Below are 25348 nucleotides of genomic sequence, written 5' to 3'. Positions count from 1 at the left end.
CCATTGCAGTTATAAACACAGACGGATTTAGAAATACAAGTATCCCTGAAGTCTTATTTGGAGTTCACTTTGTCTTTCTGATATTTGCTGGACTGATACTAGTTGCCTATCTGCTAATACCAGTTGATTAAAAAGCACACAGATGAATCCTACACAAGTCAGTAGGGTTCGTGATACAAATGGATCCCATGGAAAGGGGGATAATCAAAGAGGTTAAAGACTACGTTGTAAATGAAATTGAAAATGATCCTTGGGGTACGTCAAGCAAAGTAGCCGCAATGATTATTACAGGAAAAATCTCAGTAGAGACAAATCCTTTTGTATTGCTCCTTACTATATACGGATGGGCATTAATTGAGAGCATGAAGCCATTACCTTCCGACAACCTTGGTGACAATAATCTCATAGTGGGGGATGAGCCATGAAGATTCCTAAATGCTCTAAGTTCTCCCTTCGCTGTGTCCTCCAAACTTACGCTATCTCCGTCCTTTTAGTTTATCTTTTTACGGGTTTTAGGGATATATCCACAGTGGATCTCTTTATATCCCTGTGTATTTTATTTGTAGTGACAACGATAGTTGTGTACCTCTGGATGTTAGTGTATCCATCAGATGATTTTGTTGCCCTAAAAAGGGGTGAGAAGGAGAGGTAATTTTGGCTGATGGTAGTTTAGATTAGTACAACTCTAACTCAGTGTGCCCGGATGAAAACGACGGAAACATGATCGGTAGGGGGTGATTGGGATGAATTACTTGGTGTTATCCTCTTGGCTTATTTTTGTTTTTGATATTTACTGGATTGGGAAGGCTTTAGAACTTCGGCCGATTAAGGCAAAGGTAGATTATATGCTCGTTGGAACCTTTACTAGTCTTAGTGTTCTCCTACCTTGGATGCTTGTGCTTTTTAGCTGGATTTCTTTTCCGACTATATATGGGGTTGGGCCATTAGCCACGCATTTTGGAGTCTTTGTATTTTTGTACATCCTCATGATGGTGGTCTTAGGTCTGTTGAATTTTAAGTTGTCGTGTAGTGCTCATTTGGTGTTTTGGAGGCTTGAGGGACTGCTCAAGTTTACTGCCATTGGAACTGCGTTGGGGTTTCTTACTCTTTACGTAATCCTGTATGGGTGGTCTTTGGCGTCAGTGGTTGCCTTACTGTTCCCCCTTGTGGTTCACCTCTGGGCTTCTCTCCGCATAGTTCGTACGCTGAAGCTCTCGTTCAAGGCGAGCGGAATTAACGGTTCCGAGGATTTGAAGAATTATGTCGTGAAGGATCCTCTATGTAGGTGGTGGCTGAGGATAAGGAGAAGAACCTATAAACAAAGAACATGAAAGCTCCAGAGGTGATTCTTATTGTCACCAGTAGACTACTAAAAGCTCAACGTTGAAAGTGTGGGGGTTATTCCATGAATAGTGGGGTTTGGGCGGTCTTTGTCTTTGAGCTCTTTTGGTTTTTTGTGATATATTTTGTGGTGATTTTGATAATTGGTAAGCTTTTCATTGGGGATTCGTGGAGACAGAGAGTATTGCTTTCTACTCTTCCGATCTTGAGCCTTGAAATCTCTCTGTCGGGAATTGCTTCTATGTACCCTCCCGAAGACCCGAATCTGGTCTTATTTGGAATAGTTGTGGCATATATTCTCTACAGGGTTTTTACTAGGTTTAGCTGGGTTCCAAGGCTGGCAGGGGTCATATACGTTGTTTTCGAGATACTGTTCCCATTGCTGGCTTTGAGCACGTTCAATGACCGGGATCTGTTCGTCCCCAACCTCGTGCTTGGGAGTATTGCGGTGTTGCTTATGGAATATGTTAGGCGGGAATTGAAAAAATACCATAGTGAGGGGGGTTGAAATGGAGTGCGGGCTGTACTTGTTCCTCCTTTCCTTTTCGTTTTTCTTATTGGACCTTTACCTATTCCTCAAGTATGAGGGCATGAGACCTGTGAAGAGCGAAGTTCAGAAAAAGGCTGTAGAGCTCGGAGTTGATATCGTTGTCTCTCCGGGCCTCCCACTGATTCCAAACATTACCCTAATACTTTCGATAGTGTATAACAGCGTCTTGCCCTCTGCTTTGGGAGTTCTCATTGCAACTTTCGTCGCGACGGTTATTTTTGTCAGGTTTAAAAACCAGCCGGAGAAATTCGTGAGACTCACCGAGAAGATCGCCAAGAACTCTGGGAAAGTCGTGGCGTTCAACCTTCTCGTCCTCTCGGTTTTCACCTTCTCCTTTTTGAAGGCATTGTGTGGGGTCGTTGAAATAGGAGCTCTGCTCAGCATAATGATTCCGCTGGTACTCTATGCCTTGCTATCCCGGAGATATTTAAAGATCGTAAAACAAACTCTCCTATGGGGAGGGTGATACAATGTGGGCCAAAATGAGTAAGGCTGGTTTTTTCCTGTTATCTCTCTCTTTGTCCCTTCTTTTAACATTGTTGATAATCATGTCAACTACAAGACTTGACTTAACCACAGTCTTGGTCTTTAACTTGCTTTCGATTCCATTTATCGCAATTGGTGGTTTGTTGGTTGAAAAAGGCGATGCATGTCCCTTTGTTGTCGCTTCAATTTTTATTCCATTTGCGACCCTTCTGATTACTCTGACCTCGGGAATTTTTCAGGTGGTGGGAATAATTACGGTAGCCTCGTTGTTAGTCAACATTTTCACGTATGAACTTGGGCACAAAAAAAGTTATAGAGAGGGGTACTATGTTGTAATCCTATTAACGTTAGCCTTAAATGTACATTCACAAATTGCCATAGTATTGTTAGGTGCGATTATTGTGGTACACATTGTGACGACAAAACTCGGTATTCAGTGGGAAGCAATAACGCTTAATGGATTGTTTGCAGTAACCACATGCATTGAGTTTCATTCATTTTCTGGGGAGTCCTGTAGTCTAGCATGGATAGTGGCATTATTATATTCTAGTCTTGCGTTGATTATCCTCAAAAGACATTCACAACATAATGGAAATTGACATATAAGTAAGAGGTTGACTTTGGGGGGGTGAACGAGGTGTTGAATTTATCCATCTTTCTTTTATTGATTCTAATCTTCGTGGTTAGTTTTATATTTGGTGGGATTGTGGGGGGTCTCTCTGGCGTAGCGGCATGGCTATCGTTCATATTGGCCTTGGGAAACAGGACAACAGACATCCGGGTGGCTTATATGTCAATCATCCTCTGGATGATGGCGTTGGTATTATCTCTGTGGTATAAGCTGTTTCCAGATAAAAGGATCGATAGTCTAAGCGCGCTTCTTCTTTCGTATCTTCCATTGGTGGGAGTATTCCTTATATCGAGTGAGCACGAGTTAGCTCAGTATGCTGGGCTCCTTTATCTGCTACTAATTTTATTTTTACCAACACAAAGAATTTCACAGAGCTTTCTCTCCAAATCCTCCAAGAAAACCGTCTTAGCCTTTGCGATTGGGGTTCAGATTTTGATTGTCGGGCTACTAACTTTATCCCCTTATGTATTCTCCTATGCTCTACTGCTCTGGTGGTGGTATAAACTAACAGCGGGGAAATACAAAGCAGCTAGGACATTGCAGGAGGGATGAACGGTGGACGCTCTCCTTTTTATTTCCATTATTTTGTGGGCTATCCTTGGGATTGGGGCTCTTATCTCAGACCGCAAATCGATAATTGGAATGGGTGTTATAGTGGTGTCCTTCCTATATCTCGTCAAAGTTAGCCACGAAAACAATGACATCATGGCCCTTATTGCAGTACTTTTACTCTGGCTGTCTCTCTCGCTGTTAAGTCTCATCTGGTCTTTGAGGGGGATACAGAGAAAGGAAGTTGAATCTGCATGCTCCCTGGTTTCCTTGGGATATCTTCCAGTCCTGACAGTATTGCCGCTGAAGTACGGAGCAATAGCCTTTGCAGGAGTTTTCCTGTGGTTTGGCCTGTGGTACGGTTTTCGCATAATATGCCATCAGGAGAGAACATTGACTGTCCTTCTGTATCTTCCTGCAGTTTTAGTGGCCCTTCTCTTCCGTACACTCCTTGTGGTATCCTATGGAATCTTGCTCTGGTGGCTCTATGAAGATGTTAAAAGACTCTTGAGAATGCGTGAAAGTGTGCGCAAAGCTAAAACTAGTTTTAAGAATGCCGTAGACAATTACGACGGCGACCCTAACGGGGCAGGAGGAGAATACTGGAACAAGATCAATGTGTGATCCCCTGACAATGAATTTGACGGAAATGACGTGACAGGAGGGTGAGACAAATGGGAAATCGAGATCATTATACTTTTTCCCTGCTTTTTTGTATTTTGGGCTACTTGTTTGTTACATTAGTAGGATTTTTTGTATATGTGGATAACTATCAGGAGCAGATTTACTGGAACGTCAGGATCCATATTATGTTATTTGCATTGCTCGTGCCCTCACTTTTAGCGGCTCTCCCCTTCAAGCGTTCCTATCCGTTCGAAATACTAAAGCCCAGAATACTCTTCAGCTACATCAGCTTAGCTCCTCTATTTGTTCCCGGGAGAGAGACAACAATCTGATCTGTGGGGGGTGATTCGGATGGCATGTTGGGCAACTTTGCTTTTCCTATTTACATCTTTTTTAGTGCTAGTGGATGGTTATCTGGTTGCTAAATACGAAGGACTGCGACCGATTCGAAAAGAATTGGAACGAAAAACAGTTGAGTTTCTAGGTGACACAATTATAATTCCTTGGAGCGTCACAGGGCTCGCCTCGATGATAGTTCTCGCAGATAACGGGAAACTAGACTTTGTTCCCCCTGAAATGGGAGTGATAATGGTGCTTGTGTGGTTCTCAGTAATAATCCTGATGATTGTCAAAATCCAAAACGCGGCACCCAAACTCCTTGGGAGACTTAGAACTATTGTTAAGCTAAACGCTCTTGGGAACACAATAATGCTCTTGGCCACGTTCAAAATAGTATGCGAGAATGAAACAGTAGTGTCTGTCGTCTCACTAACAATTCCTGTGGTCTTGTACTTACTGATGTCACTCAAATTCGCCGAGACAATCAACAAAGGCTTAAAGGAAGCATCTCCTTATAATCCCAACTAGTAAATGCACTTATGAAGTCCAGCATGGTCTGTGGTTTGTCTGATATGTCTATATTCGCACTTTCATTCTTTATTACTTGTTGAAATCTAGCTTCGGTAAACGCCGAGAGTGATTTAAATGGATAACAATCTTGATATAGGTGATTGAGGGTGATGATATGAAGATAAGCATGCGTGTTTCTCTCCCCTTATTTTTCCTGAACTTTTAATGATCTCCACGTTTCAGATAATAGTGGCGGTCTCGGGCAACGAAGATGGGATAGCCGCTGGAGCACTGTTTTCGACGGTAATTCTACCCTTCCTCTTTGCTGGCTATTACCTGGCAAGGGATGAGGAAGAAATTAAATGGGTGCACGATGTGCTGCCAATTTTTGGGTTTTATCCATTCGTGTACGCTGTTAGGAACCCCCTATTGCCGCTAGGAGTACTCGGCAATACAACAAAGAGAAACAATAGGTTTAGGAGATCTTAACGGTGACAACACAGTGAATGGCCTAGAAAAAAACTATAGGCTAGAGCCGTGTTTATTGATAATGTCAGTGGTAGAGTTGGAGGAGGTGGTATCCCTCGCTACAAAGAAGCAGACAAAAATATTAAAAGTTAAAGGTATAACAGATTCGGTACTTCAAGAGTGGTTGAATATAAAGGGCAACTGGAAATTATGGGAGTGAACTGTGAGGGGAGACGTAGCGGCTAAGGCTTACTCCCCTCTTAGATCTTAATTTCGTGGGGTTGGGCTTTAAGGACGCCCTAAATGGCTAGGGCATCAACGCCTTCAGATGGTGAGAGGAATAATGTGATGTGAAATGTGATAGGAGGATGATAGTGTGATTAATTCCTCTAGAGCCTTTAGGTTTTCTCTCCTCCTTAATGTTTCAGTACTCTTGTATTCAGCGTATCAAGTTAGAGTTAATGACTCTGAATTCTGGGGTTATACCTTCATTGGGGTATTCTTATGGGTTATCGGGATGTATCTTGTGGCTCCAAGCAGGAGGATGCCCTTGTGGTACAATCTTAATGACCTTCTTCTTTATCCCTTTATGTTTTTAATCGCAATTAAAGTGCTCGACCTCAGCTCTGGATTTAAGTCATTTGTGGTTTATACAACAGCAATATTCATAGCAACTGAAGTTGCAATAGCCTTAATACTAAGACAACAACCCCGTAAGATAGCAAGGGTGGCTACCCTCTATTATACATTGTTAACTGCTCTTGCGTGGGTGATATATTACAAGTATCCTCTACTTCCTCTGACGTATTCCTTTTTTGTTTTATACTGTGCTATGAGCCTTTTGCAGTTGATTGACGGCGAAATAACGGTGGTGCACAATGAAAGACCGGAGTATCAGCGGGGTAACAACTACGGTCAGGGGTGATTTCGATGATTGATGTGCTGAATCTCTCCATCTTCCTATTTGTTCTTGTTATAGTTGGACTTGGTGTTATTCTGAGTGGTATCATGGGACTAGCACTGACTTTGATCGCATGGTCGTCGTTCATTTTATCTCTCAGATACGGGACTCCTATTGATATCAAGGTAGGATATATGTCTGTTTTGGCATGGGCATTGGCCATGGGAGATGTGTTTATTCGCAGAGTATTCCCTACCAAGAAGCAGTTGGATTTAAGGGGATTTTTGGTGTTTTCATACCTTCCTCCGGTTGTTCTCCTGCTTTTGCTCAATGGTCATGAGTCCCTTGGTGTTGTCGGTCTTTTTGTTCTCATGATTTTAAACGATGATTCCATGGCCAAGGCGTTACCCCAAAGTTTGTTTAGTGAGAATACCGTGAAGATTCTGTTAATTTTACAGGTTGTTGTTATAGGCTTATCAACCCTCTCTCCCTACTTGCTCTCCTATGTCGTGATCCTTTGGTGGTGGTATAAACTCACGGTGGAGAAGTGACAACAACCTGATCTGTGGGGGGTGATTGTTATGGGGTGTTTAGTGTTGTCCTCCTGGCTTATTTTCATTTTCGATATTTACCTGATCGGGAAGGCTTTAGAACTTCGACCTGTTGGGGCAGAGGTGGATAACAGGCTCCTTGGGCTGTTGATAGGGACGGGAGTCGGTGTACCCTGGATGCTCATGGTGTGGACTTGGTTTTATCTGCCGGCTTTACTTGGGATTGGCTCTTTGGCCGGACACTTCTGGGCCTTTGTGTTCCTGTGTATACTTGTAACAGGTGGGCTAATTCTTTTTGCGCTGTGGCTTGGATGCAATGCCCACCGGCTGTTTTGGAGGCTTGAGGAGATGGCAAAGTTTACGGCCGTGGGGAGTTCAGTGGGATTTTTGGCTCTTCAGTGGTTCCTATGCGGGTTATCCCTGAAGTCCCTGGTTGTTGTATTGGCCCCTCTTGCGATCAACCTCTGGGCTTCCCTTCGTGTAGCCCGGATAATAAAGCGCTCATTCAAGGTGATGGAAATTAACGGCCCCGAAGATTTAGCAAAACACATCAAGCACCGCGAAATTATGTCAACGCTGTATAGGGGGTTACTGCCAAGGATATGAGCCCGATGAAAAATTAGGATGTGGTGCGGGGAAATAAGGGACTCATCATCTTTGATGGGGTTTGGTTTTCAAATCTGCTCGAGCAGCTTCTTCCTCTTTTCCTCGTACTCCTCTTGGCTTATGACCCCCATGTCGTAGAGCTCCTTCAGCTTCTTTAGCTTCTCCAGGGGATCCTCCTTCTCAACTACCTGGGGCTGAGCTCTGGCGGGCATGCTCCTCGTCACGAGCTCCTTGGGCTTTCTCAGTGTCCACGTTTCGCTCGTCAGCCCCTTCTTGACGTCAATTGAGACAGGCTCGACCGCTATCGCGTTCAGCGCGTCCTTTATCGCGTTGATGGCCTTCCTTGCCTCCTCCTTGTTCATCCAGCCGAGCTTGAGGCTTATGCTCTCCTCCCCCTCGATCACGAACTCTGAGCTCATGACCCCGAGCTTAACCGTTACCTGCTCCAGCTTTTGGTAGGGGATCGCCTTGAGGTCGTACCTCCCGAGGACCTTCTCATCGAGGTAGATTATCCTCCTGTCCGTCACGAGAAGCCACTTCGGCTTTTCGAGGCTTATCTTCTTCTTAATGGCAAACAGAACCCTCTCGTCAGGCTCCAGATGCCTCATCACAGATTTTGGAAGTTGGGGGTTTTCCACGACACCCATTTCGTTCACCTACCAACTCCCTTGGAGTTTCCCCTATATCACTCTTTCCTTTCCACAGTGCTTATTAACGTCCCGCGCGAACCCTTAACGGGTGATCCAATGGACTTCGATAGGAAACCGCTCATCGGGATGGTCCACCTCAAGCCCCTCCCCGGCTCGTACCTCTACGACGGCAACCTTGAGGGGGTTATTGAGCTCGCCCTGAGGGACGCGAAGACGCTCGAAAGTGCCGGCTTCGACGCGGTGATGATTGAGAACTTCGGCGACGTCCCGTTTTCCAAGACGGTTGACAAGGTGACGGTCGCTTCCTTCACCGCCGTAGCAAAGGCCGTCAGGGACGAGGTGAGCGTTCCGGTCGGGATTAACGTCCTCAGGAACGACGGAATAGCGGCCTATTCAATAGCCTATGCGATTAAAGCGGACTTTATAAGGGTTAACGTGCTGAGCGGAGTTGCCTTCACCGACCAGGGAATCATCGAGGGCATCGCCCACGAGCTTGCAAGGCTGAGGAAGCTTCTCCCGAGCGGAATCAAGGTTTTCGCCGACGTTCACGTCAAGCACGCGGTTCACTTCTTCGACTTTGAAGATGCCATAAGGGACACCGTCGAGCGCGGTCTGGCCGATGCGGTAGTGGTGAGTGGAAAGGCAACCGGAAAGCCCGTTGATTTGGAAAAGCTCGCCCTCGCGAAGAGAATCTCGCCCGTCCCGGTCGTCGTTGGCTCGGGGACGACCTACGACAACCTGCCCGAGCTTTGGAATCATGCAGATGCCTTCATCGTCGGCACGTGGCTCAAGCGCGACGGAAAGGTCGAGAACGAGGTTTCCCTTGAGAGGGCAAGAAAGCTCGTCGAGCTGGCGGAGAAGTTGAGGGGTTCTTAGCTTTTCCTTCACTATTCTTCGAATTTTCTTCTCCGAAAGCCTTATTACGATCGGGCGCGTAACTCTTAGAAACGGCCCTGTCCCGCTTTTCTCTTCCGCGAGATGGGTTGTTTCAGGGGTGCAAAAGATGAAAAAACTTTTCCCGATTTTTGTTCTCCTCGTAGGACTGGGTCTGGTTTCCGCAACGCCCCAGTTTCCCCTCATAAGCCCTGAGGAAGCTTCCTCCCTGGGGCTCAGGATAAGCTACGGCGGCGGTGGGGACGTACCTGGCGGAGGCTCCAATTCATACCAGGACTTCATCTGCCTCAACGACCACGAGCCGTACACCGTGATAACGCTGATGGCGACGTATTACCCGGACGGCCGTGCGGAGGAGGAGTTCAGGGCGTATTACCAAGACTTTATGGGACGCAAGGACAAGGACGTGGAAACCTACCGCGTTCACTACGAGATTTCGGGTGGTGATGACTACTTCGTCGTCCTCCAGGTCGAGGAGTACGACTACGAGGACTCCAATCAAGACCAGACGGTTTACTGGTACTATTACTATGCCCTCGTGAGAGACTACATCGTCACGCTGAACACCCACTACTCGACCAGATACTACCAGACGAGCTACTCGCCCCCGTGCGATATAAGCTCTCTGCTTCCAAGGCTCTTTAACCTCTACCTGAGCAAGTTCGAGGGAAACATCGTCCGCGTTCCCGAGAACGTTTCGAGTGGCCAAGGAAACGTTTCGGAAGGGAGCGGTAACCCGGTCGGGAGTCCGGTTGGCGGTCTCAGCCCGGAGGCGCGCGCGAGAATGAGCAAAACGACCGCGAGGATAGCTTCACTTGGGGATTCGATAGAGGTCCAAACCCCCAGCGGAAAACTGGTGAAGCTCAGCTCCGGAAAGGCTAGCACCGCCCTCGGCTGGAAGGCCAAGTACTACGGCAACAAAGCCCTGGATTCCCTAATCGACGGCGCCTCATCGCTCCTGCCCAGCCCGCTCGGTCTCTTCAGGGACTACGTTAGGGGCTACAAGGACTCGCTCGTCTTCAACGAAAGCGAATCGGTCAGGAAGACGGCGAAGGACCTTCACGTTAGCGGGAAGAGCGCGTCGCTCTACAACAAGATGAACTCGATTGAGGCGAGGGAGAAAGCCCTCTCGCCATACAAAAACGCGGTTCCAACCTCAATTGCCACCAAGCCCATTGAGACGGTTCTTTCGTCGATGGGTCTGGCGGTAAAGAAGACCCTCGCGCAGGACTACGAGTGGGAGTTCAGGAAGACCGCGGAAACGGCACTCCGCTACAGGAAGATGGGGCTGAAGTACAGCGAGGTCATACGGAACACCGTTGACGAGGTCATGGACACGACGCAGGGCATGAACAGAGTCCATATGCTCAACAGGAACTCCGGCGGGAAGTACTCAGACCAGGAGGCAAGGATAAGGTTCTACATCAACCAGCTCTTCGAGGAGGGGAGGATATGAAGGGAAAGGCCATCCTCTTAATCCTGCTCCTCCTCGGGGCCTACGCCTACGTCAACGGCTACCTCTCCCCGGACGATGTCCGCTCGGTCGTGAATGACCTCACCGGAGAGAAGGATGACGGCGGGACTTCAACCTCAACGCCCGCCCCGGAGATACCGGGCAACGTCAGCGTCTCGACCGCGAACGGGAGCACCTACGTCAGGCTGGACGTTCCGGCCGTCAACGAAAACCTCACGGGTCTGCTTTACAGGGTTGCGGTCGAGAGGAACGCGACGAGGGTGGACGCTTACTACCTCGGGGAGCCGGTTTTGAGGCTCGAAAGGACCAACGGAACCTACGCCTTCGAGGACATTAGAACGCCGGAGTTCAGGATACGGACGGACCTCGGCGTCTTCGACGTGAACGTAATTGACGTGGCCGTAACCAACGAGACCGCCAGCCTTTCGCTCGAATACCTCGCGGACGCGGATTCCTTCTGGAAGGACTACTTCAGGATGGCCTTTGCCGTTCTCGAGGACGCGCCTTGGGTCGAGAGGGTAAGCATAACCTACGTCGGCGAGAGAAACGCCACCTTCTCAATATCGAGCGAGAACCTGCTCCTCGCGTGGGAGGGAAAGCTCACCGCCCGGGAACTCGCAGGCGCGGTGAGTGAGGAACCGACTGAAAGGGGGTGAGAAAATGGGAATCCTGAAAAAACTTGTGGTTGGGTTTTTCCTGCTCATCTTCCTCGGCGTCGCGGTAATCTTTGGAATGCAGTACTACTACGAAACCGCTTACGATAAGATCCCGGTCGAGGTCAAGACCGAGACGGTGAGTGGCGACGTCTTCTACCTCAGCCACGTGCTAGAGCCGGGAAAGTACAAGATAACGGTCGAGAGCGAGGGGACGATCGAGAAGATAACGATACTCGACGAGAACGGCAACGTCCTGACCGAGTCCGAGACGGACAGCCTCATCTACGGCTCCAGCGTGCCGTTTCAGGTGCGGGTTGACTACAAGGCGCCCGTTAACGTGGACAGCTACACTGTCTCGGTCGGCATATACAGGCTCGTGAAGAAGTAATCAGCCGGAGTTTTCCTTTTTCCGGCCTTCCTTTTCTATCCCTTTGTCCTGCATTAAAGCCCTTACGAGGCGCTCCATTCTCTCCTCCTCAGTTTCCCGCCCGCGGTAGCCGAAGTAGAAGCCTATTATCGTCGAGATGACGCCCAGGAAGTAGTTCCTCAGCTCCGGGGACACGCTGACGTATTCACTCCCGAGGACGAGGACTATGAAAGTGGCCACGAGAGTTCCCGCTATCGCCCGCCTCATCTCGCCCCTGTTCAGCTGTTTGTTGGCGCTCCAGCCGAGGTAGACGACGGTGAGGAAGACCAGGAGGGGCAGGGCGATGAGCGTTATCCTGACGTCAAAGTAGAGGCCGACGAACATAAACACTGCTACGGCAGAGATAGAAAACGCGAGCACGCCCCGAGCGTAGGCAGAGTCCTCCATACTACCACCCAAAAGGGTTATATCGGCCCATCGTATATACGCCTTTGGTCGGGTGATGCTCATGGGCAGGTACTTCGGCACGAGTGGAATCAGGGGCATTTTCAACGAGTGCGTTACCCCCGAGCTGGCTCTGAAGATCGGAAAGGCCCTCGGAACGTACCTCGAGGGAGGAAAGGTCGTCGTCGGAATGGACACGAGAACGAGCAGTGAGACCCTCAAGTCGGCCCTAATCAGCGGGCTTCTGAGCACGGGCGTCGAGGTGATAGACATAGGTCTGTCCCCAACACCGCTCACGGGCTTTGCAATAAGGCTTTACGAAGCCGATGCGGGCGTTACAATAACCGCAAGCCATAACCCGTCGGAATACAACGGGATAAAGGTGTGGCAGTCCAACGGAATGGCCTACACCCCCGACATGGAGGCCGAGCTTGAGAGAATCCTCGAATCCGGAAACTTTAGAAAGGTTCCCTGGAACGAGATTGGGACGCTCAGAAGGGCCGACCCGAGGGAGGGGTACATAAGGAAGGCCCTCGAGATGGTGAAGCTCAACGATTCCTATACGGTTGTCGTCGATTCCGGCAACGGCGCCGGCTCAATCCTCAGCCCATACCTCCAGCGCGAGCTGGGCAACAGGGTTATTTCGCTCAACTCCCACCCGAGCGGTTTCTTCGTGAGGGAGCTCGAGCCGAACGCGAAGAGCCTTTCGGGACTAGCGAAAACCGTTAGAGTCATGAATGCCGACGTTGGGATAGCGCACGACGGCGACGCTGACAGGATTGGAGTCGTTGACGACGAGGGGAACTTCGTTGAGTACGAGGTCATGCTCTCGCTCATAGCGGGCTACATGCTCCGGAAGTTCGGGAGGGGCAAAATAGTCACCACCGTCGATGCCGGCTTCGCTCTGGACGACTACGTCAGGCCCCTGGGCGGGGAAGTGATAAGGACACGCGTTGGCGATGTAGCGGTAGCCGATGAACTGGCTAAACACGGGGGAATTTTCGGTGGCGAGCCGAGCGGGACGTGGATAATCCCCCAGTGGAACCTGACGCCGGACGGGATATTCGCGGGGGCGCTCGTCCTTGAGATGATAGACAGGCTCGGGCCGATAAGCGAGCTCGCAAAGGAGGTCCCGCGCTACGTAACTCTAAGGGCGAAGATACCCTGCCCCAACGAGAAGAAAGCTAAGGCGATGGAAATCATAGCGCGCGAGGCTTTGAAGAGCTTCGACTACGAGAGGCTCATCGACATCGACGGAATAAGGATTGAAAACGGGGACTGGTGGGTTCTGTTCAGGCCGAGCGGAACCGAGCCGATAATGCGCATAACCCTCGAGGCCCACACGGAGGAGAAGGCAAAGGAGCTGATGGGGAAGGCTGAGAAGCTGGTGAGGGAAGCCATTCGGAGGGCCTGAGATGAAAACCTACATCATCTACGCCATCCTCGCGGCGTTCTTCGCTTCCCTCGTTCCAATCTTTGGAAAAATCGGCCTCAGGGACGTCAACCCAACGCTCGCGACCGCCGTGAGGGCCGTCATAATGGCGGTCTTCCTCGTCGGTGTCGCCCTCGTGAGCGGTGTAACACGGGAGCCGCTGAGCGGAAGGGCGCTGCTCTTCATAACGCTCTCAGGGATAGCGGGCGCGCTCTCGTGGCTCTTCTACTTCATGGCCGTTAAAGCCGGCCGTGTTCCGGCGGTTGTTGCGATAGACAAGACGAGCGTCGCGCTGGCAATCTTCCTCTCGTGGCTCATCCTCGGGAGCAGGATGGATCTGAAAACAGCGGTCGGCGCGCTCCTCATAGTTCTCGGCGCGATTCTGGTGGCCCTTTAGGACTTCAGAGCATTTTTGAGCCTTTTAACGCTCTCCTCAACGTCGTCCTTGTCGAACTCTAAAAACTCCGCCTCCGGGAAGCGCTCCATGAGCTCCTCGAAGAGCAGTCCCGGCTCTGCCTTAACCTCAAAGCCAAATTTCTCAACGACTTTCCTGCTCTCCTCAAGCCTCTTTTCCTTGTCCATGTAGAAGAACGCCGGAATCAGGCCGTAGTCGAAGGAATCAGGGTCGTTCGAGGTCATGTGGAAGACACCACAGGTTGGGGAGCCTTTAACGCCGATGAAGACCACCCGCTCCGGCTTCTCTTCAGTCAGAACCCTCCCTATGAAGTCCGCTACGACCTGAACCCTCTCGCGCATGCCGAGTCTCTCAAAGCTCTCCCTTCCCATCGGGGGCCTCGGCCAGCCGATCAGCTCGAACTCGGGGCAGGGGTAGGTAAGAACCTGCCATTCCTCGCCGAGTTCTCCAATCAGCTTCCTCAGCTCTCTTGCCGTCCGGTATTCCTTCTCTTTGGGGCCCCTGTAAACGTAGAAGGGGCTCAACAGGCAGGGGGCTACGATTAGGAGGTTCATCTCACTCACCCAGCACGATTTTTGCGAGGTCATGAGACGTGAGCACCTTAAAGTCGAGAACTGCCTCCATCTAAACTACCCCGTACCTCTTTGCGAGGTCCCTCTTGAGCTTCTCGGCGAGCTTCTCAGCGTCCTCTTCACTTAATTCGCTCTTTTCAGTCAGCTCGATGAACCTGCTGGCCTTTCGTATTCTTTCCTCGATTTCCTTGATGGCCTCGAGTTCTATCCTCTTCCTGAGGGCTGGGGTTAGGTATTTCTCAATCCCGTCGGGTATCCTCACAATTATCTCGCTCATTTTCCCACCAGTTCCCTTACTCCCACTCCCTTTAAGCCTTGCTCAGCTCCTCGATAATCCGCTCCACCTTCTCCCTCAGCTCCTCAAGGGTTCCCTCGTTGACTATGACGTAGTCAGCCAGTTCCTTGAGTTTGCTCGTGTGGTAGAGCCTCTCCTCGGCATCGTCCATCTCCTTGAAGTCCTCGAATGTCTTGATTCCCCTGTCCTTGCTGGCCTTCCTCCTCATCAGGCGCTCGAACCTTATCTCCGGCTTCGCCTCGACGTAGATGACCCTTCCGCCGAGCTTCTTTATCGCCTCGATTTCCTCCCGCGAGCGGACGCCGTCTATGACGATGTTTTCGCAGTTCCTCTTCTTGTCAACGGCGAGGCGAATCAGTACGTCCCCGCCGTATTTGTCCTTCAGGTACTTTCCGAACTCTATGAGTTTCTCGCGCGTCGGTTCTGCCTTCTCTGGCAGTTCCGGAACCCAAGAATACTCGGAAACGTTGTGGGTCAGCAGGTCAATCAGCGGCTCACTGCAGGAAACCCTGCAGAATCCTTTCTCCTCGAAGAATTTAGCGATTGTAGTTTTCCCTGCGGCAATCTTTCCAACGATTCCTATTATCATCTCCTCCGCCTCCAGTAGCGCCATACAACCTTGGCCCCATCTGTGGACTCCATGAGGCCGTCGTAGGTGAGTTTTGCGACGAACTCCAAAAGAGCTTCTTTATCGACCATCGTGGGGAACTCGAAGCCAAAAAAGTATTTCAGCTCGAAGAAGCCGATGTGGAGAAGCCTGAAGGGGTTGAGGAGATAAACCTCACCCTTCTCGTCCAGCGGGAATGGGAAATCCGTCAAGACAAGCCTTGCGCCCCTTTCCCCGGCGATTCTCACGAGCCTGTCCTCATTTGGGAAGAACAGCTCCCTGAGGTCGCCTTCAACGGCCTCATACCCGAGCTTTGGAAAACTATACTTCAGCCCGATTGCCTCGTAGGGGAGCTTGAGGGCTTTGGCAAAGCCGAGGAGCGGTCTGGCGGAGAAGCTCAGGAAGACGAGAGTTTTCAGGTTTCCTTGAACTTCAGGCCACTCCCTCGGCGGGAACTTCCGCTCAGCCTCGATTATCGGGAGAAGAAACTCAAGCTCTTTGGGAAGGAGCCTTTCCGCCTCGTCCAGCCTTTTCCGCTTTATCTCGAGGTCGAGGTTTGAATAAACCGTAACCTGCTTGACTCCGAGCCTCTCGCGGAGCTTTCCAATGACAAGGCTGTTGCCGATGACGACGCTTTTATCGGTTCTGTCGTGGGCTATTATGAACAGCTTGTCCCCCTTCGGGTCGTAGCGGACCTCGTCTATCCTGAAGGGGGTCTCCGGAAGGCCGTGCTCTAGCCTTATCTCTCGAACTAATCTTGATACGTCCTCGACCGTTAGTGAGCTCATCAAAACAGAGAGGATGCGGAAGTTAAAAAGCTAAAGGTTCCCCAGGATTTCATCCCCCTCAATTGTTCTCTCGCAGTAGTGGCAACGGAGCTTGAGCGGGTCCCTGCTCTCGACCTTGAAGCGCGGTTTAACGTACTCGTGGTTGCTGACGCAGTTTGGATTCGGGCAGGTGAGGATTCCGACTATCTCGTCCGGAATCGAGACCTTGAACTTCTCCACTATCTTGTAGTCCCTGACGATGTTAACGGTAGCGTCCGGCGCGATGAGGGCAATCTTGTTTACCTCTTCCTCGCTCAAATACCTCCCCTCGACCTTCACGATGTCTTTCCTGCCGAGCTTCTTGCTGGGGACGTTCGAGGCTATGAGGAGGGTTCCGCCATTGGGCTTCGTCAGGCCGAGGATTTCGATGACCTTAAGCCACTTTCCTGCCGGGATGTGGTCTATTACCGTCCCCTCGGGGATTACCTCAACCTTCAGCTCGGGCATTTAAAATCCCTCCAGAACACCTAAGGTCAATCCGAGGAGCGCCATTCTAACCGGCACGCCGGAGAAGACCTGACGGAAGTAGAGCGCGTGCTCGCTCTTATCGACTTCTGGGTGAATCTCGTCCACCCTCGGGAGCGGGTGCATGACCTTGAGCGTTTCCTTGGCGTTCTTCAGGAGCTTGCAGTTCACCTGGTAGCTGCCCTTGACCTTAAGGTATTCCTCCTCGTCCGGGAAGCGCTCGCGCTGGATTCTCGTGACGTAGAGGACATCAAGCTCTGGAATCGCGCCCTCGAGGTCGGTCGTCTCGTAAACCCTAACGCCCCTCTCCTTCAGCTCCTCGACGATGTGCTTCGGCATCCTCAGGAGCTCGGGTGAAATTAGATAGAGCTCAACGTCGTAGAAGGCTAAGGCCTCCGCGAGGCTGTGGACGGTTCTTCCGTACTTGAGGTCGCCGAGCAGGCCAATCCTGAGGTCGTCAATCTTCCCAAAGGCGCGCTTTATCGTGTAGAGGTCAAGCAAAGTTTGAGTCGGATGCTGGTTGCTCCCGTCACCGGCGTTGATGACCGGAACCTCTGCAACTTCAGCCGCCAGACGGGCGGCGCCTTCCATCGGGTGCCTTATGACGATAACGTCGCTGTACTGTTCGACGGTCCTTATTGTGTCGGCCAGGCTTTCACCCTTCTTAACGCTCGTGCTCGAGGCCGAGGAGAAGCCTATGACCGAGCCGCCGAGCCTATGCATCGCGCTCTCGAAGCTCAGCCTTGTTCTTGTTGAAGGCTCGAAGAAGAGGGTTGCCAGAATTTTTCCGCGCGCGTAGTCGAGCGAGCCCTTCTTTTCGAGTTCTTCCTCGAGCCTCTCTGCGACCTTCAAAACAAACTCGATGTCCTCCTTCGAGAAATCCCGAATGCTCACAACGTCCCTTCCTTTCCAGTCCATAAGAGCCCTTCCGGTGTAAAAAACGATGGGTTTTTAAGTCTTTTTTGACATAATTTTGTTCAGCAAAAACCGCAATGCCTTTAGGTCATAAGTCGATTATAACCTGGCTGGTGATGGTTATGAGAACTCCCTCCGTTTACATTGCTGAGGAGATAATGCCATATCTCCGGGCGCGGATCGCTGAGATCCTTTACGATGGGGGCATAAGACAGGCGGATATCGGCTCTTACCTCGGGGTTACGCAGGCTATGGTGAGCAAGTACCTCTCCGGGAGGTACAAGAGGCCTCCTGAGGAACTGGCGAGGAGGCTCGATGAACTGGCGGAGGAAGTCGGGAGGTTTATCCTCTACGGCGGGACGAGGGAGGAGGCAGTGGTCCTGGTTTCAAAACGTCTTGTGGAGCTCTTCAGAAGCGGTTTTCTCTGTAAATTCTATTCCAGATACGCGGGGATCAGCGAGGAAGCCTGCAACTTCATATACTCCGGCAGAACCGGCGGTGAAGTCCTTGAAGAGCTGGCCGTTGCCCTGAAGAGACTCGTTGGGATGGAGGGCTTTAGAGAGCTCATTCCTGAGGTCAGAAGCAACTTTGCATACGCATTACCGTCTCCAGAGGGCCCGGAGGACGTGGCCGCCGTTCCTGGGAGGATCACGATAGCCAAGGGAAAACCCTACGCGCTTCCCCCCGAGTTCGGGGCCAGCCGGTTCACCGCTGGCATTCTCGTGAATGTCGGCCGAGTTCGCCCTGAGATCAGGAGCGTTCTTAACGTTCGCTATGGCGGGGAAATAATGGAGGCCCTCGAGAGGCTCGGCCTCAGGATCGCCAGGGTTAAAACTGAGGGAATGTCCGAGGAGGAGGCCATGGCTCTGATAGCCAGACCCTTCGCCGATGATCTTTACGATGTCGTCGTTGATGAAGGCGGCCACGGCGTTGAGCCGGTCGTTTACATCTTCGGCAGGAATCCCTTCGACGTGTTGAGAAAGGTTGAGCTCCTGATCAATGAGCTGGGGGTGGGAAAATGATCTACAGCAAGGAGCTCCGCTTTTCGACGAGGGGCGAGATAGACCTCGTGGACATAACGGCAGAGGTCGAGAGGGTCGTTGAGGAGTCTGGAATCGAGAACGGGCACGTTCTGGTCTTCGTTCCCGGGGCAACGGGTGCGATAGTCACGATAGAGCACGAGTCGGGCCTTCTGGAGGACTTCAAACGCGCCCTGAGGGAGCTCATTCCCAAAGGCAAAGGCTACCTCCACGACAGGATAGATGACAACGCCCACAGCCACCTGCGCGCGACCCTTCTCGGTGCGAGCGAGTGCTTTCCGGTCGTAAACGGCCGGCTCGTTCGCGGGACATGGCAACAGATTTTCTTCGTCGAGCTGGACGTCAGGCCGAGGCACAGAAGAGTTATAGTGCAGGTTGTGGGTGAGTGAGAACTTCTGGTTCTCACACCTTTATAAACTTTGAGAACTTGCACTTCTCATGATTTGTGACGCTTAAAGAAACCCCTTCAGTTCTGGTATTGAACCTCCAAAAACCCCATGAAAGGGGGTAATAACCCGCCCGAGTTCATTGACTCCGCCCTCGGCGGTGCTCCCCGGGCAGTGTTAGTTGGGGCTCATGCCTAAAAGGCTTCCGGTCACCAGACCTTAACGTCGTCTTTCTGCTCCAAGATTTCTTCACGGCCCTCGTACTTACCACTGGCCTTGACAACGAAGTAGTATACTATCGCCCCGATCAGTCCGAGGAAGATCGCCACGATTATCCATATGATCTTCTCGGTATCGGGCATGCGCTGCTGTTTAGTAACGACATCGTAAATGACCCATATTACCGCTATCAGCTGGATGAGAATTAAAAACAAACTGAAGCCCCAGAGGACAAACACCCCCATCACAGGGATCACCCTTTTTCTTTTCGCATGCAAAGTATAAAAGAATTTCTGAAATGAAAAATGAAAAACTCACTTCCTGAGCTTCTCGCAGTTCTTGACCCAGTCCTCGAGGACGTCCTTGAGCTTGGGCTGGCCGATTTCCTCGAGCTCGTACTTGACGCGGACGGCCGGCTTGTTGAGGTTCATGAACCTGCGCAGGTCAACTGGAGTACCCATGATGACGACGTCCGCATCTGCCCTGTTGATGGTCTCCTCGAGCTCCTTAATCTGCTTCTTGCCGTAGCCCATGGCCGGCAGAATGAGGTCGAGGTGCGGGTACTTCTTGTAGGTCTCGACGATTGAGCCGACGGCGTAGGGCCTCGGGTCGATGATTTCCTTCGCTCCGAACTTCTTCGCTGCAACGTAGCCCGCTCCGTACTTCATGCCGCCGTGGGTGAGGGTCGGACCGTCCTCGACGACGAGAACGCGCTTGCCCTTGATGAGCTCGGGGTTGTCGACGAATATCGGCGAGGCAGCCTCGATGACGGTGGCGTTCGGGTTGACCTTCTCGATGCTCTCCCTGACCTTCTGGATGTCGTCCCTGTTGGCAGTGTCAATCTTGTTGATGATTATGACGTCAGCGGCCCTGAAGTTGGTCTCACCGGGGTGGTACTTGAGCTCGTGGCCGGGCCTGTGCGGGTCGGTGACGACTATCCAGAGGTCGGGCTCGTAGAACGGGAAGTCGTTGTTTCCACCGTCCCAGAGGATTATGTCGGCCTCTTTCTCGGCCTCGCGGAGGATCTTCTCGTAGTCAACGCCCGCGTAAACCACCATGCCGCGCTCGATGTAGGGCTCGTACTCCTCGCGCTCCTCGATGGTGCACTCGTACTTGTCGAGGTCTTCAAAGCTGGCGAACCTCTGAACGACCTGCTTTCTCAAATCGCCGTAGGGCATCGGGTGCCTTATGGCAACGACCTTGTAGCCCATCTCCTGGAGGAGCTGGGCGACCTTTCTTGAGGTCTGGCTCTTTCCACAGCCGGTTCTGACGGCGGTAACGGCTACAACCGGCTTAGTGCTCTTGAGCATGGTGCTCTTCGGGCCGAGGAGCCAGAAGTCGGCACCAGCTGAGTGGGCCCTGCTGGCGAGGTGCATGACGTGCTCGTGGGAGACGTCGGAGTAGGCGAAGACGACGATGTCAATGTCGTGCTCCTTGATTATCTTCTCCATGTCGTCCTCGCTCCATATCGGAATGCCGTTCGGGTAGAGCTCTCCGGCCAGCTCAGGTGGGTAAAGCCTGCCCTCGATGTCCGGAATCTGGGTTGCGGTGAACGCTACCACCTCGTATTCGGGGTTGTCCCTGAAGAACACGTTGAAGTTGTGGAAGTCTCTCCCTGCGGCGCCCAAAATAAGAACCCTCTTCTTTTTCTTCTCGGCCATTTCTGTTCACCCCTAAAACTTTGTCCACCGGTGTATCGGTCGTTGGCTCTTATAATGCTTTTCGTTTACTCTTGAAAGGGCTTTGTGTAGGCCTTTTGGAATATCGAGCCAAACCCCGAAAAATCCCCAGGAAAGACACTCTTTTGGCCGTTTTCAGATTACCCGGTGGGTTAATAAACGATCGCCGAAGACACTTTCGGGGATTGCCATGGCCGGCGAGAGCGCTGAGGTTCGAACCCACACGGCACTTCACGTTGTCAAAGGAGCCGTTGTGAAGGTCCTCGGTGAAAAGGCCAAGTGGACGGCCTCGACCTACGTCAAGGGCAACCGCGGGGTTTTAGCGGTTAAGTTCGACCGAAAGCCAACACCCGAGGAAGTCGCTGAAATAGAACGCCTCGCCAATGAGAAAGTTAAGGAGAACGTTCCAGTTAAGGTTTACGAGCTTCCGCGTGAGGAAGCGGAGAAGCGCTTTGGAGAGGACATGTACGACCTGTTTCCCGTTCCGGAGGAGGTTAAAACCCTTAAAGTGGTCGTCATCAAGGGCTGGAATGTCAACGCGTGCAATAAGGAGCACACCAAAACAACGGGCGAAATAGGGGAGATAAAAATCAGAAAGGTTCGCTTTAGGAGGGGCAGGGAGCTTTTGGAGATTAGCTTTGAAGTCGTTTAGCTTTTTCTCACCCACAGCGCCCCCGCCATACCGAAGTATGTCGGACAGGCGTAGGCGCTCGCCTTTAACTCGAATTTGGCCTTCCTCATGGCTCCAAGCATTATCAGCATCCCCCAGTAGCTGTCCACGAGGGCCTTCCTAACGAGGTCCTCGGGAATGCTGAGAAGCTCCTCAAGGCGGTCTTCGTTGATTAGCTCCATTATCAGCCTGTCATAGATTTCGCTCTCCTTCACCTTTCCGTAGGGGCCTTTTTCATCGTGTCCGTGTCCGTGGTCCGCGCTGATTATCAGCGCAACCCTCTTCTCCTCCCGCTCAAGGACTTCGCCGAGGATTTCGCCGAAGCGGACGAGCGTTTCCCTGCTAACTCCCCTCGGCGGCGTCATCAGGACGAGGGGTTTCCTTTCGAGGAACTGGAGTGGAATCAACTCGCCCCAGCTCAGAGGCCAGCGGGAATAGCTTCCGCGTAGCGATGCGAAGTTCAGGTCAACGACCGGCATTCCCGCCTCTTTCTCGGCTTGATAAATCTTTTCTGCCAGCTCTCGGTCTGTTTTCCACTCGCCGGGCAGCTCCTTCCCTTCGAAGCCGAGCCACGAGACGAGGTTTTCAGCGAGAACGACGCCGAGGTGGTCGCTCATTCTGACGTTGTGCGGGCTTATCAGGACGTAGGAGTCCGCATCTCTGAACTCCTCGCCGATTCTCCTCAGAACCTCCGCGAGCCTCTCGGTTTCCTCGTCCTCCGGTTCCAGAACAGGATTTCCGTGGGGCATCAGGCCTATTCCGAGGAGCATCTCAATCACCTCAGACAGTTTTCAAGCCCCTCGAGCGGGCACTCCGTTATCTTCCCCGCCGGGGCATCTTTCAGGGTTCTCAATCCAGAACCGGTGAGAATCGAGACGACCTTGGCTCCTTCGGGAAGGCTGAGCTTCTCTAAGGCCGCTATCCCCGTCGCGCTCGCCGGCTGGACGAAGAGGCCCTCGCGGGCGAGCCTTTTCTGAGCTTTTCTGATTTCATCGTCCGAAACTGAAACGCAACCCCAGCCAAACTCCCTCAGAAGTTTCAGAACGGCGTTCCCGCTCGGCGGGTAGGGGTTCGCTATTGCCTTCGCTATCGTTTTCGGGTTCTCGAAGCGCTCCACCTTTTCCTTCCCTTCACGGAAGGCTTTACATATCGGGGAGCAACCTTCAGCCTGAACCGCTATCAGCTTTGGAAGGCCATCAATAAGCCCATTCTCGTAAAGCTCGAGGAAGCCCTTTGCCACTCCTCTGAAAAGGCCGCCTGAACTCGTCGGAATCAAAACGTAGTCCGGGGTAAGCTCCTCCGCTATCTCAAACGCGATACCTTTGTAGCCCTCGGTTCTGAAGGGGTTGTCGGAGTTCATAAAGTAGACCCCGAGCTTTTCCCCAAGCTTGAGGCTCTCGAAGTAGAGCCTCCCGTAGTCCCCGAGGACCCTTATCACTTCCTCGCCGTAGACCGAGACGGCCTTTAATTTCTCGTCGCTTGCGCTCTCGGAGACGAGAATTTTAGCTTTCAATCCGAAGCGTGAAGCGTAGGCAGAGACGCTCGCCGCCATGTTGCCGGTTGAGACCGTCCCAACGGTTTTGTAGCCGGCTTTGAGTGCGTAGCTCATCGCGAGGAACGTCCCTCTGTCCTTGAAGCTCCAGGTCGGGTTCACCGTTTCGTTCTTGAGGTAGAGCCTAACGCCGAACCCCTCGCCGAGCCTCGACTTCACCAGCGGGGTGTCGCCCTCGCCGAGCGAAAACTCAAGGGCCGGCTCGACCGGCCAGAAGTCCCAGAACCGCTCCCAGACGCTCTTTCCGATGTATGGTTCTCCCTCAAAGAGCTCGAACTCGACCGGCTCGCCGCACTCGCACCTCTGGACGGGTTCATCGTATACCCTTCCACAGATCGAACACCTTAACTTCTTGCCCTCTTTCATCTGTTTTCTCCTCCGACAGGGTCTTTTTGGCCAGGAGTACAACCTTTCGCCCGCTGGTTCTAATTGTGAAGCGGGCGTAGTCGTCGTTTTTCGCTATCTTCTCGAGAAAGTGGGCGAAGGCCGTGGCGTTCTCGGGAGTGGTGAAGAGAACTTCCCAGGCCAGGAACCTTTCGGTCCCGTTTGTGCCGTTGACGTCCCCCATGATCAGCCAGTCTCCGTCCCAGGCCCGGGCCATTTTCATGCTTTCTTCCCTCGTGGCGTTGTGTCCCCAGTAGATCAGGAACACGTAGTATGCTCCCATCCTGTCGGAGTGCCTTACGGTTGCGTTTTTTGGTATCAGCTTTTCTACGTCGGCCCTCACGTCTGTGGGCGTCCAGTTCCGGAGGTATAGGCTGGGGAACATCACGACTTTGGTCGTGTTCGGCAGATGGCTGTACATCTCGTTAACGAGCCTCCATCCTCCAACGCGGTAGAGGTAAGCGACGAACCTGTCTCCGAAGACGTAGGGAAAGATGCCGAGTGCCGTTACCGGGTCTCTGGTGTAGAGGTCCGTTATCTTGTGGATGGGAATCCCCGTCTCGTTGCAGTAGAGGTCGGCGACGAGGTCTGCGTCCCCCTCTATCGCCGCCTGTATTGCCTTCGTGGTGTCGAGGGTCGGCCCGCCGTAGGGGGCGTTGAACCACTGCTTCTGGAGAACGTGAACTGATTCGTGGGCTATCACTCTCCTCGCAGTGTCCGGATCGGAGAGGAAGTTCTCCGCTATTATGTAGATCGTGTTACCGGTCGTGACCGCGATCCACCCCACGCTCTGCTCGACCTTCTCGTGGACGTAGGGGTAGTTGGGCGGCAGGAGGAGGCTCATCTTGTAGACGTCTTCCTCAAGCTTCATCCGCTCTATGTCCGGTTTTCCTGGCTTGAACCGTTCCTTGGCCTCTTCCCTCGTGAGGATCACTATCTTTGGGGGCTCCTTGAAGGTCAAGCCCCGGATCTCCTCCACCTTCTTGAGGATGGAGTTCACCTGGGAGAGAACGTCGCTGCCGGTGTTCGCGCTGGCCCCCACTAGTCCCAGGAGGATTATCGAGACGAGTACCAGTGAAGCGAGGGCTTTTTTGATGTCTTTGCTTCCCATTCCCATCTCCGTATTCTATTTCCGCGGCATACCTTAAACGCTTTTCTTGGGAAACGTTTAAGTTCTCAGGCTCTAACTCACTTACCGGTGAGACGTGATGAGAATCATATGGTACGGTCACTCCTGCTTTTGGATCGAGACGAGGGGGGTCAAGATACTGATAGACCCGTACCCGGACGTGGACGATGATCTCATCGGCGATGTGGACTACATTCTGATAACGCACGAGCACACGGACCACTACGGGAAGGTCGAGCTCCTATCGCGCCTCAGAGGGGCAACTGTGATCGGCCCAAAACCCGTTTACCTGATGGCGATCGCCGACGGGGTTACGCGGGTTCGAGAGATCTCTGAAGGCGAAACCGTGGAGCTCGGTGAGGGAGTGAAGGTCACGGCCTTCTTCATGGAGCACCCCTCAAGCCAGTACCCGCTCGGCTATCTCATCGAGGGGGACAAGCGGCTCTTCCACACCGGGGACACCTACGCCTTCCCTGCACTGCAGAGGCTTCGCGGTAAGGTGGACGTCCTTCTCGTGCCAATAAGCGGCCGCTCAACGGCGAACGAGCGCGAGGCGGCGCAGATAATAGAGGACGTGAGGCCGAGGATCGTCATTCCGATGCACTACGGCACCTACGGGAACGGCGACCCCGAGAAGCTCATAAACGAGCTCAGGAAGAACAGGATATTCGCCTTCGTCAAGGTTCTCAAACCCGGGGAAGAGTTCAGCCTATGAGGGAA

General features: G+C 52.1%; 35 protein-coding genes. 22 read left to right on the top strand and 13 right to left on the bottom strand.

Features of this window, described 5'->3' with window-relative positions; all coding sequences use genetic code 11:
- Positions 1–179 precede the first annotated feature (179 nt).
- The 12 genes from TAM4_RS07690 (at position 180) to TAM4_RS07620 (ending at position 7556) form a co-directional block, all read left to right on the top strand.
- Positions 180–425 (top strand): hypothetical protein, encoded by a 246-nt coding sequence (locus TAM4_RS07690; RefSeq protein WP_048150353.1) that lies wholly within the window; start codon positions 180–182, stop codon positions 423–425.
- 318 nt (positions 426–743) lie between these two features.
- Entirely contained in the window at positions 744–1331 is a 588-nt protein-coding gene (locus tag TAM4_RS07680; protein ID WP_014122671.1) for a hypothetical protein, read from the top strand.
- 74 nt (positions 1332–1405) lie between these two features.
- Entirely contained in the window at positions 1406–1849 is a 444-nt protein-coding gene (locus TAM4_RS07675) for a hypothetical protein (RefSeq protein WP_048150347.1), read from the top strand.
- Between the two features lies 1 nt (position 1850).
- Positions 1851–2357: a hypothetical protein gene (locus TAM4_RS07670; protein WP_014122669.1), complete on the top strand. Its 507-nt coding sequence runs from the start codon at positions 1851–1853 to the stop codon at positions 2355–2357.
- Between the two features lie 4 nt (positions 2358–2361).
- Positions 2362–2976, top strand: a complete 615-nt coding sequence (locus TAM4_RS07665) for a hypothetical protein (RefSeq protein WP_048150344.1) — start codon at positions 2362–2364, stop codon at positions 2974–2976.
- Positions 2977–3005: 29 nt separating this feature from the next.
- Positions 3006–3560: a hypothetical protein gene (locus TAM4_RS07660; protein ID WP_148258653.1), complete on the top strand. Its 555-nt coding sequence runs from the start codon at positions 3006–3008 to the stop codon at positions 3558–3560.
- Between the two features lie 3 nt (positions 3561–3563).
- Positions 3564–4181, top strand: a complete 618-nt coding sequence (locus tag TAM4_RS07655) for a hypothetical protein (protein ID WP_014122667.1) — start codon at positions 3564–3566, stop codon at positions 4179–4181.
- 351 nt (positions 4182–4532) lie between these two features.
- Positions 4533–5048 carry a hypothetical protein gene (locus TAM4_RS07645; protein WP_014122665.1) on the top strand — a complete coding sequence of 172 codons (516 nt, stop codon included), beginning with the start codon at positions 4533–4535 and terminating at the stop codon, positions 5046–5048.
- A 547-nt stretch (positions 5049–5595) separates the two neighbouring features.
- Complete coding sequence (locus TAM4_RS11940; RefSeq protein WP_256359053.1) at positions 5596–5718, top strand: hypothetical protein; 123 nt, start codon at positions 5596–5598, stop codon at positions 5716–5718.
- A 297-nt stretch (positions 5719–6015) separates the two neighbouring features.
- Entirely contained in the window at positions 6016–6423 is a 408-nt protein-coding gene (locus TAM4_RS07630) for a hypothetical protein (RefSeq protein ID WP_014122663.1), read from the top strand.
- Between the two features lie 5 nt (positions 6424–6428).
- Positions 6429–6950 (top strand): hypothetical protein, encoded by a 522-nt coding sequence (locus tag TAM4_RS07625; protein WP_048150325.1) that lies wholly within the window; start codon positions 6429–6431, stop codon positions 6948–6950.
- A 42-nt stretch (positions 6951–6992) separates the two neighbouring features.
- Complete coding sequence (locus TAM4_RS07620; RefSeq protein WP_237702135.1) at positions 6993–7556, top strand: hypothetical protein; 564 nt, start codon at positions 6993–6995, stop codon at positions 7554–7556.
- A 68-nt stretch (positions 7557–7624) separates the two neighbouring features.
- Here TAM4_RS07620 and TAM4_RS07615 read toward each other — a convergent pair whose 3' ends face one another.
- A complete protein-coding gene (locus TAM4_RS07615) occupies positions 7625–8203 on the bottom strand; it encodes a PH domain-containing protein (RefSeq protein WP_014122660.1) in 579 nt (192 codons plus the stop codon).
- 99 nt (positions 8204–8302) lie between these two features.
- On the opposite strand from TAM4_RS07615, the gene TAM4_RS07610 reads away from it, so the two are divergent.
- The 4 genes from TAM4_RS07610 (at position 8303) to TAM4_RS07595 (ending at position 11618) form a co-directional block, all read left to right on the top strand.
- Positions 8303–9082: a BtpA/SgcQ family protein gene (locus TAM4_RS07610; RefSeq protein WP_014122659.1), complete on the top strand. Its 780-nt coding sequence runs from the start codon at positions 8303–8305 to the stop codon at positions 9080–9082.
- A 127-nt stretch (positions 9083–9209) separates the two neighbouring features.
- A complete protein-coding gene (locus TAM4_RS07605) occupies positions 9210–10556 on the top strand; it encodes a hypothetical protein (protein WP_014122658.1) in 1347 nt (448 codons plus the stop codon).
- Positions 10553–11230 (top strand): hypothetical protein, encoded by a 678-nt coding sequence (locus tag TAM4_RS07600; RefSeq protein WP_014122657.1) that lies wholly within the window; start codon positions 10553–10555, stop codon positions 11228–11230. Before TAM4_RS07605 ends, TAM4_RS07600 begins: the two co-directional genes overlap by 4 nt.
- Positions 11231–11234: 4 nt before the next feature.
- Positions 11235–11618 (top strand): hypothetical protein, encoded by a 384-nt coding sequence (locus TAM4_RS07595; protein ID WP_014122656.1) that lies wholly within the window; start codon positions 11235–11237, stop codon positions 11616–11618.
- Here the strand turns inward: TAM4_RS07595 and TAM4_RS07590 are convergent, their stop codons facing one another.
- The gene (locus TAM4_RS07590) at positions 11619–12044 is read right to left on the bottom strand and encodes a hypothetical protein (protein WP_052306403.1); all 426 of its coding nucleotides are present in this window, start codon (positions 12042–12044) and stop codon (positions 11619–11621) included. It lies immediately after the preceding gene.
- A 61-nt stretch (positions 12045–12105) separates the two neighbouring features.
- Between TAM4_RS07590 and glmM the strand changes: the two genes are divergently transcribed.
- Positions 12106–13455 carry a phosphoglucosamine mutase gene (glmM, locus tag TAM4_RS07585; RefSeq protein WP_014122654.1) on the top strand — a complete coding sequence of 450 codons (1350 nt, stop codon included), beginning with the start codon at positions 12106–12108 and terminating at the stop codon, positions 13453–13455.
- A 1-nt stretch (position 13456) separates the two neighbouring features.
- Positions 13457–13870, top strand: coding sequence for an EamA family transporter (locus TAM4_RS07580; protein WP_014122653.1), 414 nt, complete (start codon positions 13457–13459; stop codon positions 13868–13870).
- On the opposite strand, the gene TAM4_RS07575 is transcribed toward TAM4_RS07580, so the two are convergent.
- The 6 genes from TAM4_RS07575 to pyrB form a co-directional block, all read right to left on the bottom strand.
- The gene (locus tag TAM4_RS07575) at positions 13867–14442 is read right to left on the bottom strand and encodes a hypothetical protein (protein WP_014122652.1); all 576 of its coding nucleotides are present in this window, start codon (positions 14440–14442) and stop codon (positions 13867–13869) included. The genes TAM4_RS07580 and TAM4_RS07575 overlap by 4 nt on opposite strands.
- A gap of 70 nt (positions 14443–14512) precedes the next feature.
- Entirely contained in the window at positions 14513–14737 is a 225-nt protein-coding gene (locus TAM4_RS07570) for a hypothetical protein (protein ID WP_014122651.1), read from the bottom strand.
- Positions 14738–14768: 31 nt separating this feature from the next.
- Positions 14769–15344, bottom strand: a complete 576-nt coding sequence (locus TAM4_RS07565) for an AAA family ATPase (protein WP_014122650.1) — start codon at positions 15342–15344, stop codon at positions 14769–14771.
- Positions 15341–16150 carry a hypothetical protein gene (locus TAM4_RS07560; RefSeq protein WP_014122649.1) on the bottom strand — a complete coding sequence of 270 codons (810 nt, stop codon included), beginning with the start codon at positions 16148–16150 and terminating at the stop codon, positions 15341–15343. Before TAM4_RS07560 ends, TAM4_RS07565 begins: the two co-directional genes overlap by 4 nt.
- A 30-nt stretch (positions 16151–16180) precedes the next feature.
- Entirely contained in the window at positions 16181–16636 is a 456-nt protein-coding gene (gene pyrI, locus TAM4_RS07555; RefSeq protein WP_014122648.1) for an aspartate carbamoyltransferase regulatory subunit, read from the bottom strand.
- Positions 16637–17572: an aspartate carbamoyltransferase gene (gene pyrB, locus TAM4_RS07550; protein WP_014122647.1), complete on the bottom strand. Its 936-nt coding sequence runs from the start codon at positions 17570–17572 to the stop codon at positions 16637–16639.
- 119 nt (positions 17573–17691) lie between these two features.
- On the opposite strand from pyrB, the gene TAM4_RS07545 reads away from it, so the two are divergent.
- Together TAM4_RS07545 and TAM4_RS07540 are read left to right on the top strand one after the other, a co-directional pair.
- Entirely contained in the window at positions 17692–18591 is a 900-nt protein-coding gene (locus TAM4_RS07545; RefSeq protein ID WP_014122646.1) for a thiamine-phosphate synthase family protein, read from the top strand.
- The gene (locus tag TAM4_RS07540; protein WP_014122645.1) at positions 18588–18998 is read left to right on the top strand and encodes a secondary thiamine-phosphate synthase enzyme YjbQ; all 411 of its coding nucleotides are present in this window, start codon (positions 18588–18590) and stop codon (positions 18996–18998) included. The genes TAM4_RS07545 and TAM4_RS07540 overlap by 4 nt, the downstream gene beginning before the upstream one ends.
- Before the next feature lie 206 nt (positions 18999–19204).
- Here the strand turns inward: TAM4_RS07540 and TAM4_RS07535 are convergent, their stop codons facing one another.
- Together TAM4_RS07535 and TAM4_RS07530 are read right to left on the bottom strand one after the other, a co-directional pair.
- On the bottom strand, positions 19205–19459 hold the full coding sequence (locus tag TAM4_RS07535; RefSeq protein ID WP_014122644.1) for a PLDc N-terminal domain-containing protein: 255 nt from the start codon (positions 19457–19459) through the stop codon (positions 19205–19207).
- Positions 19460–19528: 69 nt separating this feature from the next.
- Positions 19529–20875 carry a cyclic 2,3-diphosphoglycerate synthase gene (locus TAM4_RS07530; RefSeq protein WP_014122643.1) on the bottom strand — a complete coding sequence of 449 codons (1347 nt, stop codon included), beginning with the start codon at positions 20873–20875 and terminating at the stop codon, positions 19529–19531.
- A gap of 208 nt (positions 20876–21083) precedes the next feature.
- Here TAM4_RS07530 and TAM4_RS07525 point away from each other — a divergent pair, with 208 nt between their 5' ends.
- Positions 21084–21545: an alanyl-tRNA editing protein gene (locus TAM4_RS07525; RefSeq protein ID WP_014122642.1), complete on the top strand. Its 462-nt coding sequence runs from the start codon at positions 21084–21086 to the stop codon at positions 21543–21545.
- Here TAM4_RS07525 and TAM4_RS07520 read toward each other — a convergent pair.
- Genes TAM4_RS07520 through TAM4_RS07510 form a run of 3 tightly spaced genes read right to left on the bottom strand, consistent with a single transcriptional unit; the run spans position 21542 to position 24610 of the window.
- Positions 21542–22333: an extradiol dioxygenase gene (locus TAM4_RS07520; RefSeq protein ID WP_014122641.1), complete on the bottom strand. Its 792-nt coding sequence runs from the start codon at positions 22331–22333 to the stop codon at positions 21542–21544. The two genes, TAM4_RS07525 and TAM4_RS07520, sit on opposite strands and share 4 nt — an antisense overlap.
- 5 nt (positions 22334–22338) lie before the next feature.
- Positions 22339–23481, bottom strand: a complete 1143-nt coding sequence (gene thrC, locus TAM4_RS07515) for a threonine synthase (protein WP_048150313.1) — start codon at positions 23479–23481, stop codon at positions 22339–22341.
- Positions 23429–24610: a DUF4157 domain-containing protein gene (locus TAM4_RS07510; RefSeq protein WP_014122639.1), complete on the bottom strand. Its 1182-nt coding sequence runs from the start codon at positions 24608–24610 to the stop codon at positions 23429–23431. Before TAM4_RS07510 ends, thrC begins: the two co-directional genes overlap by 53 nt.
- A gap of 97 nt (positions 24611–24707) precedes the next feature.
- On the opposite strand from TAM4_RS07510, the gene TAM4_RS07505 reads away from it, so the two are divergent.
- On the top strand, positions 24708–25343 hold the full coding sequence (locus TAM4_RS07505) for an MBL fold metallo-hydrolase (RefSeq protein ID WP_014122638.1): 636 nt from the start codon (positions 24708–24710) through the stop codon (positions 25341–25343).
- The last annotated feature ends 5 nt before the right edge of the window (positions 25344–25348 follow it).

It is taken from the genome of Thermococcus sp. AM4, from assembly GCF_000151205.2.
Taxonomy (GTDB): Archaea; Methanobacteriota_B; Thermococci; order Thermococcales; family Thermococcaceae; genus Thermococcus.
Note: the sequence above shows the minus strand (reverse complement) of the source record. Positions and strands in the feature narration are given on the sequence as shown.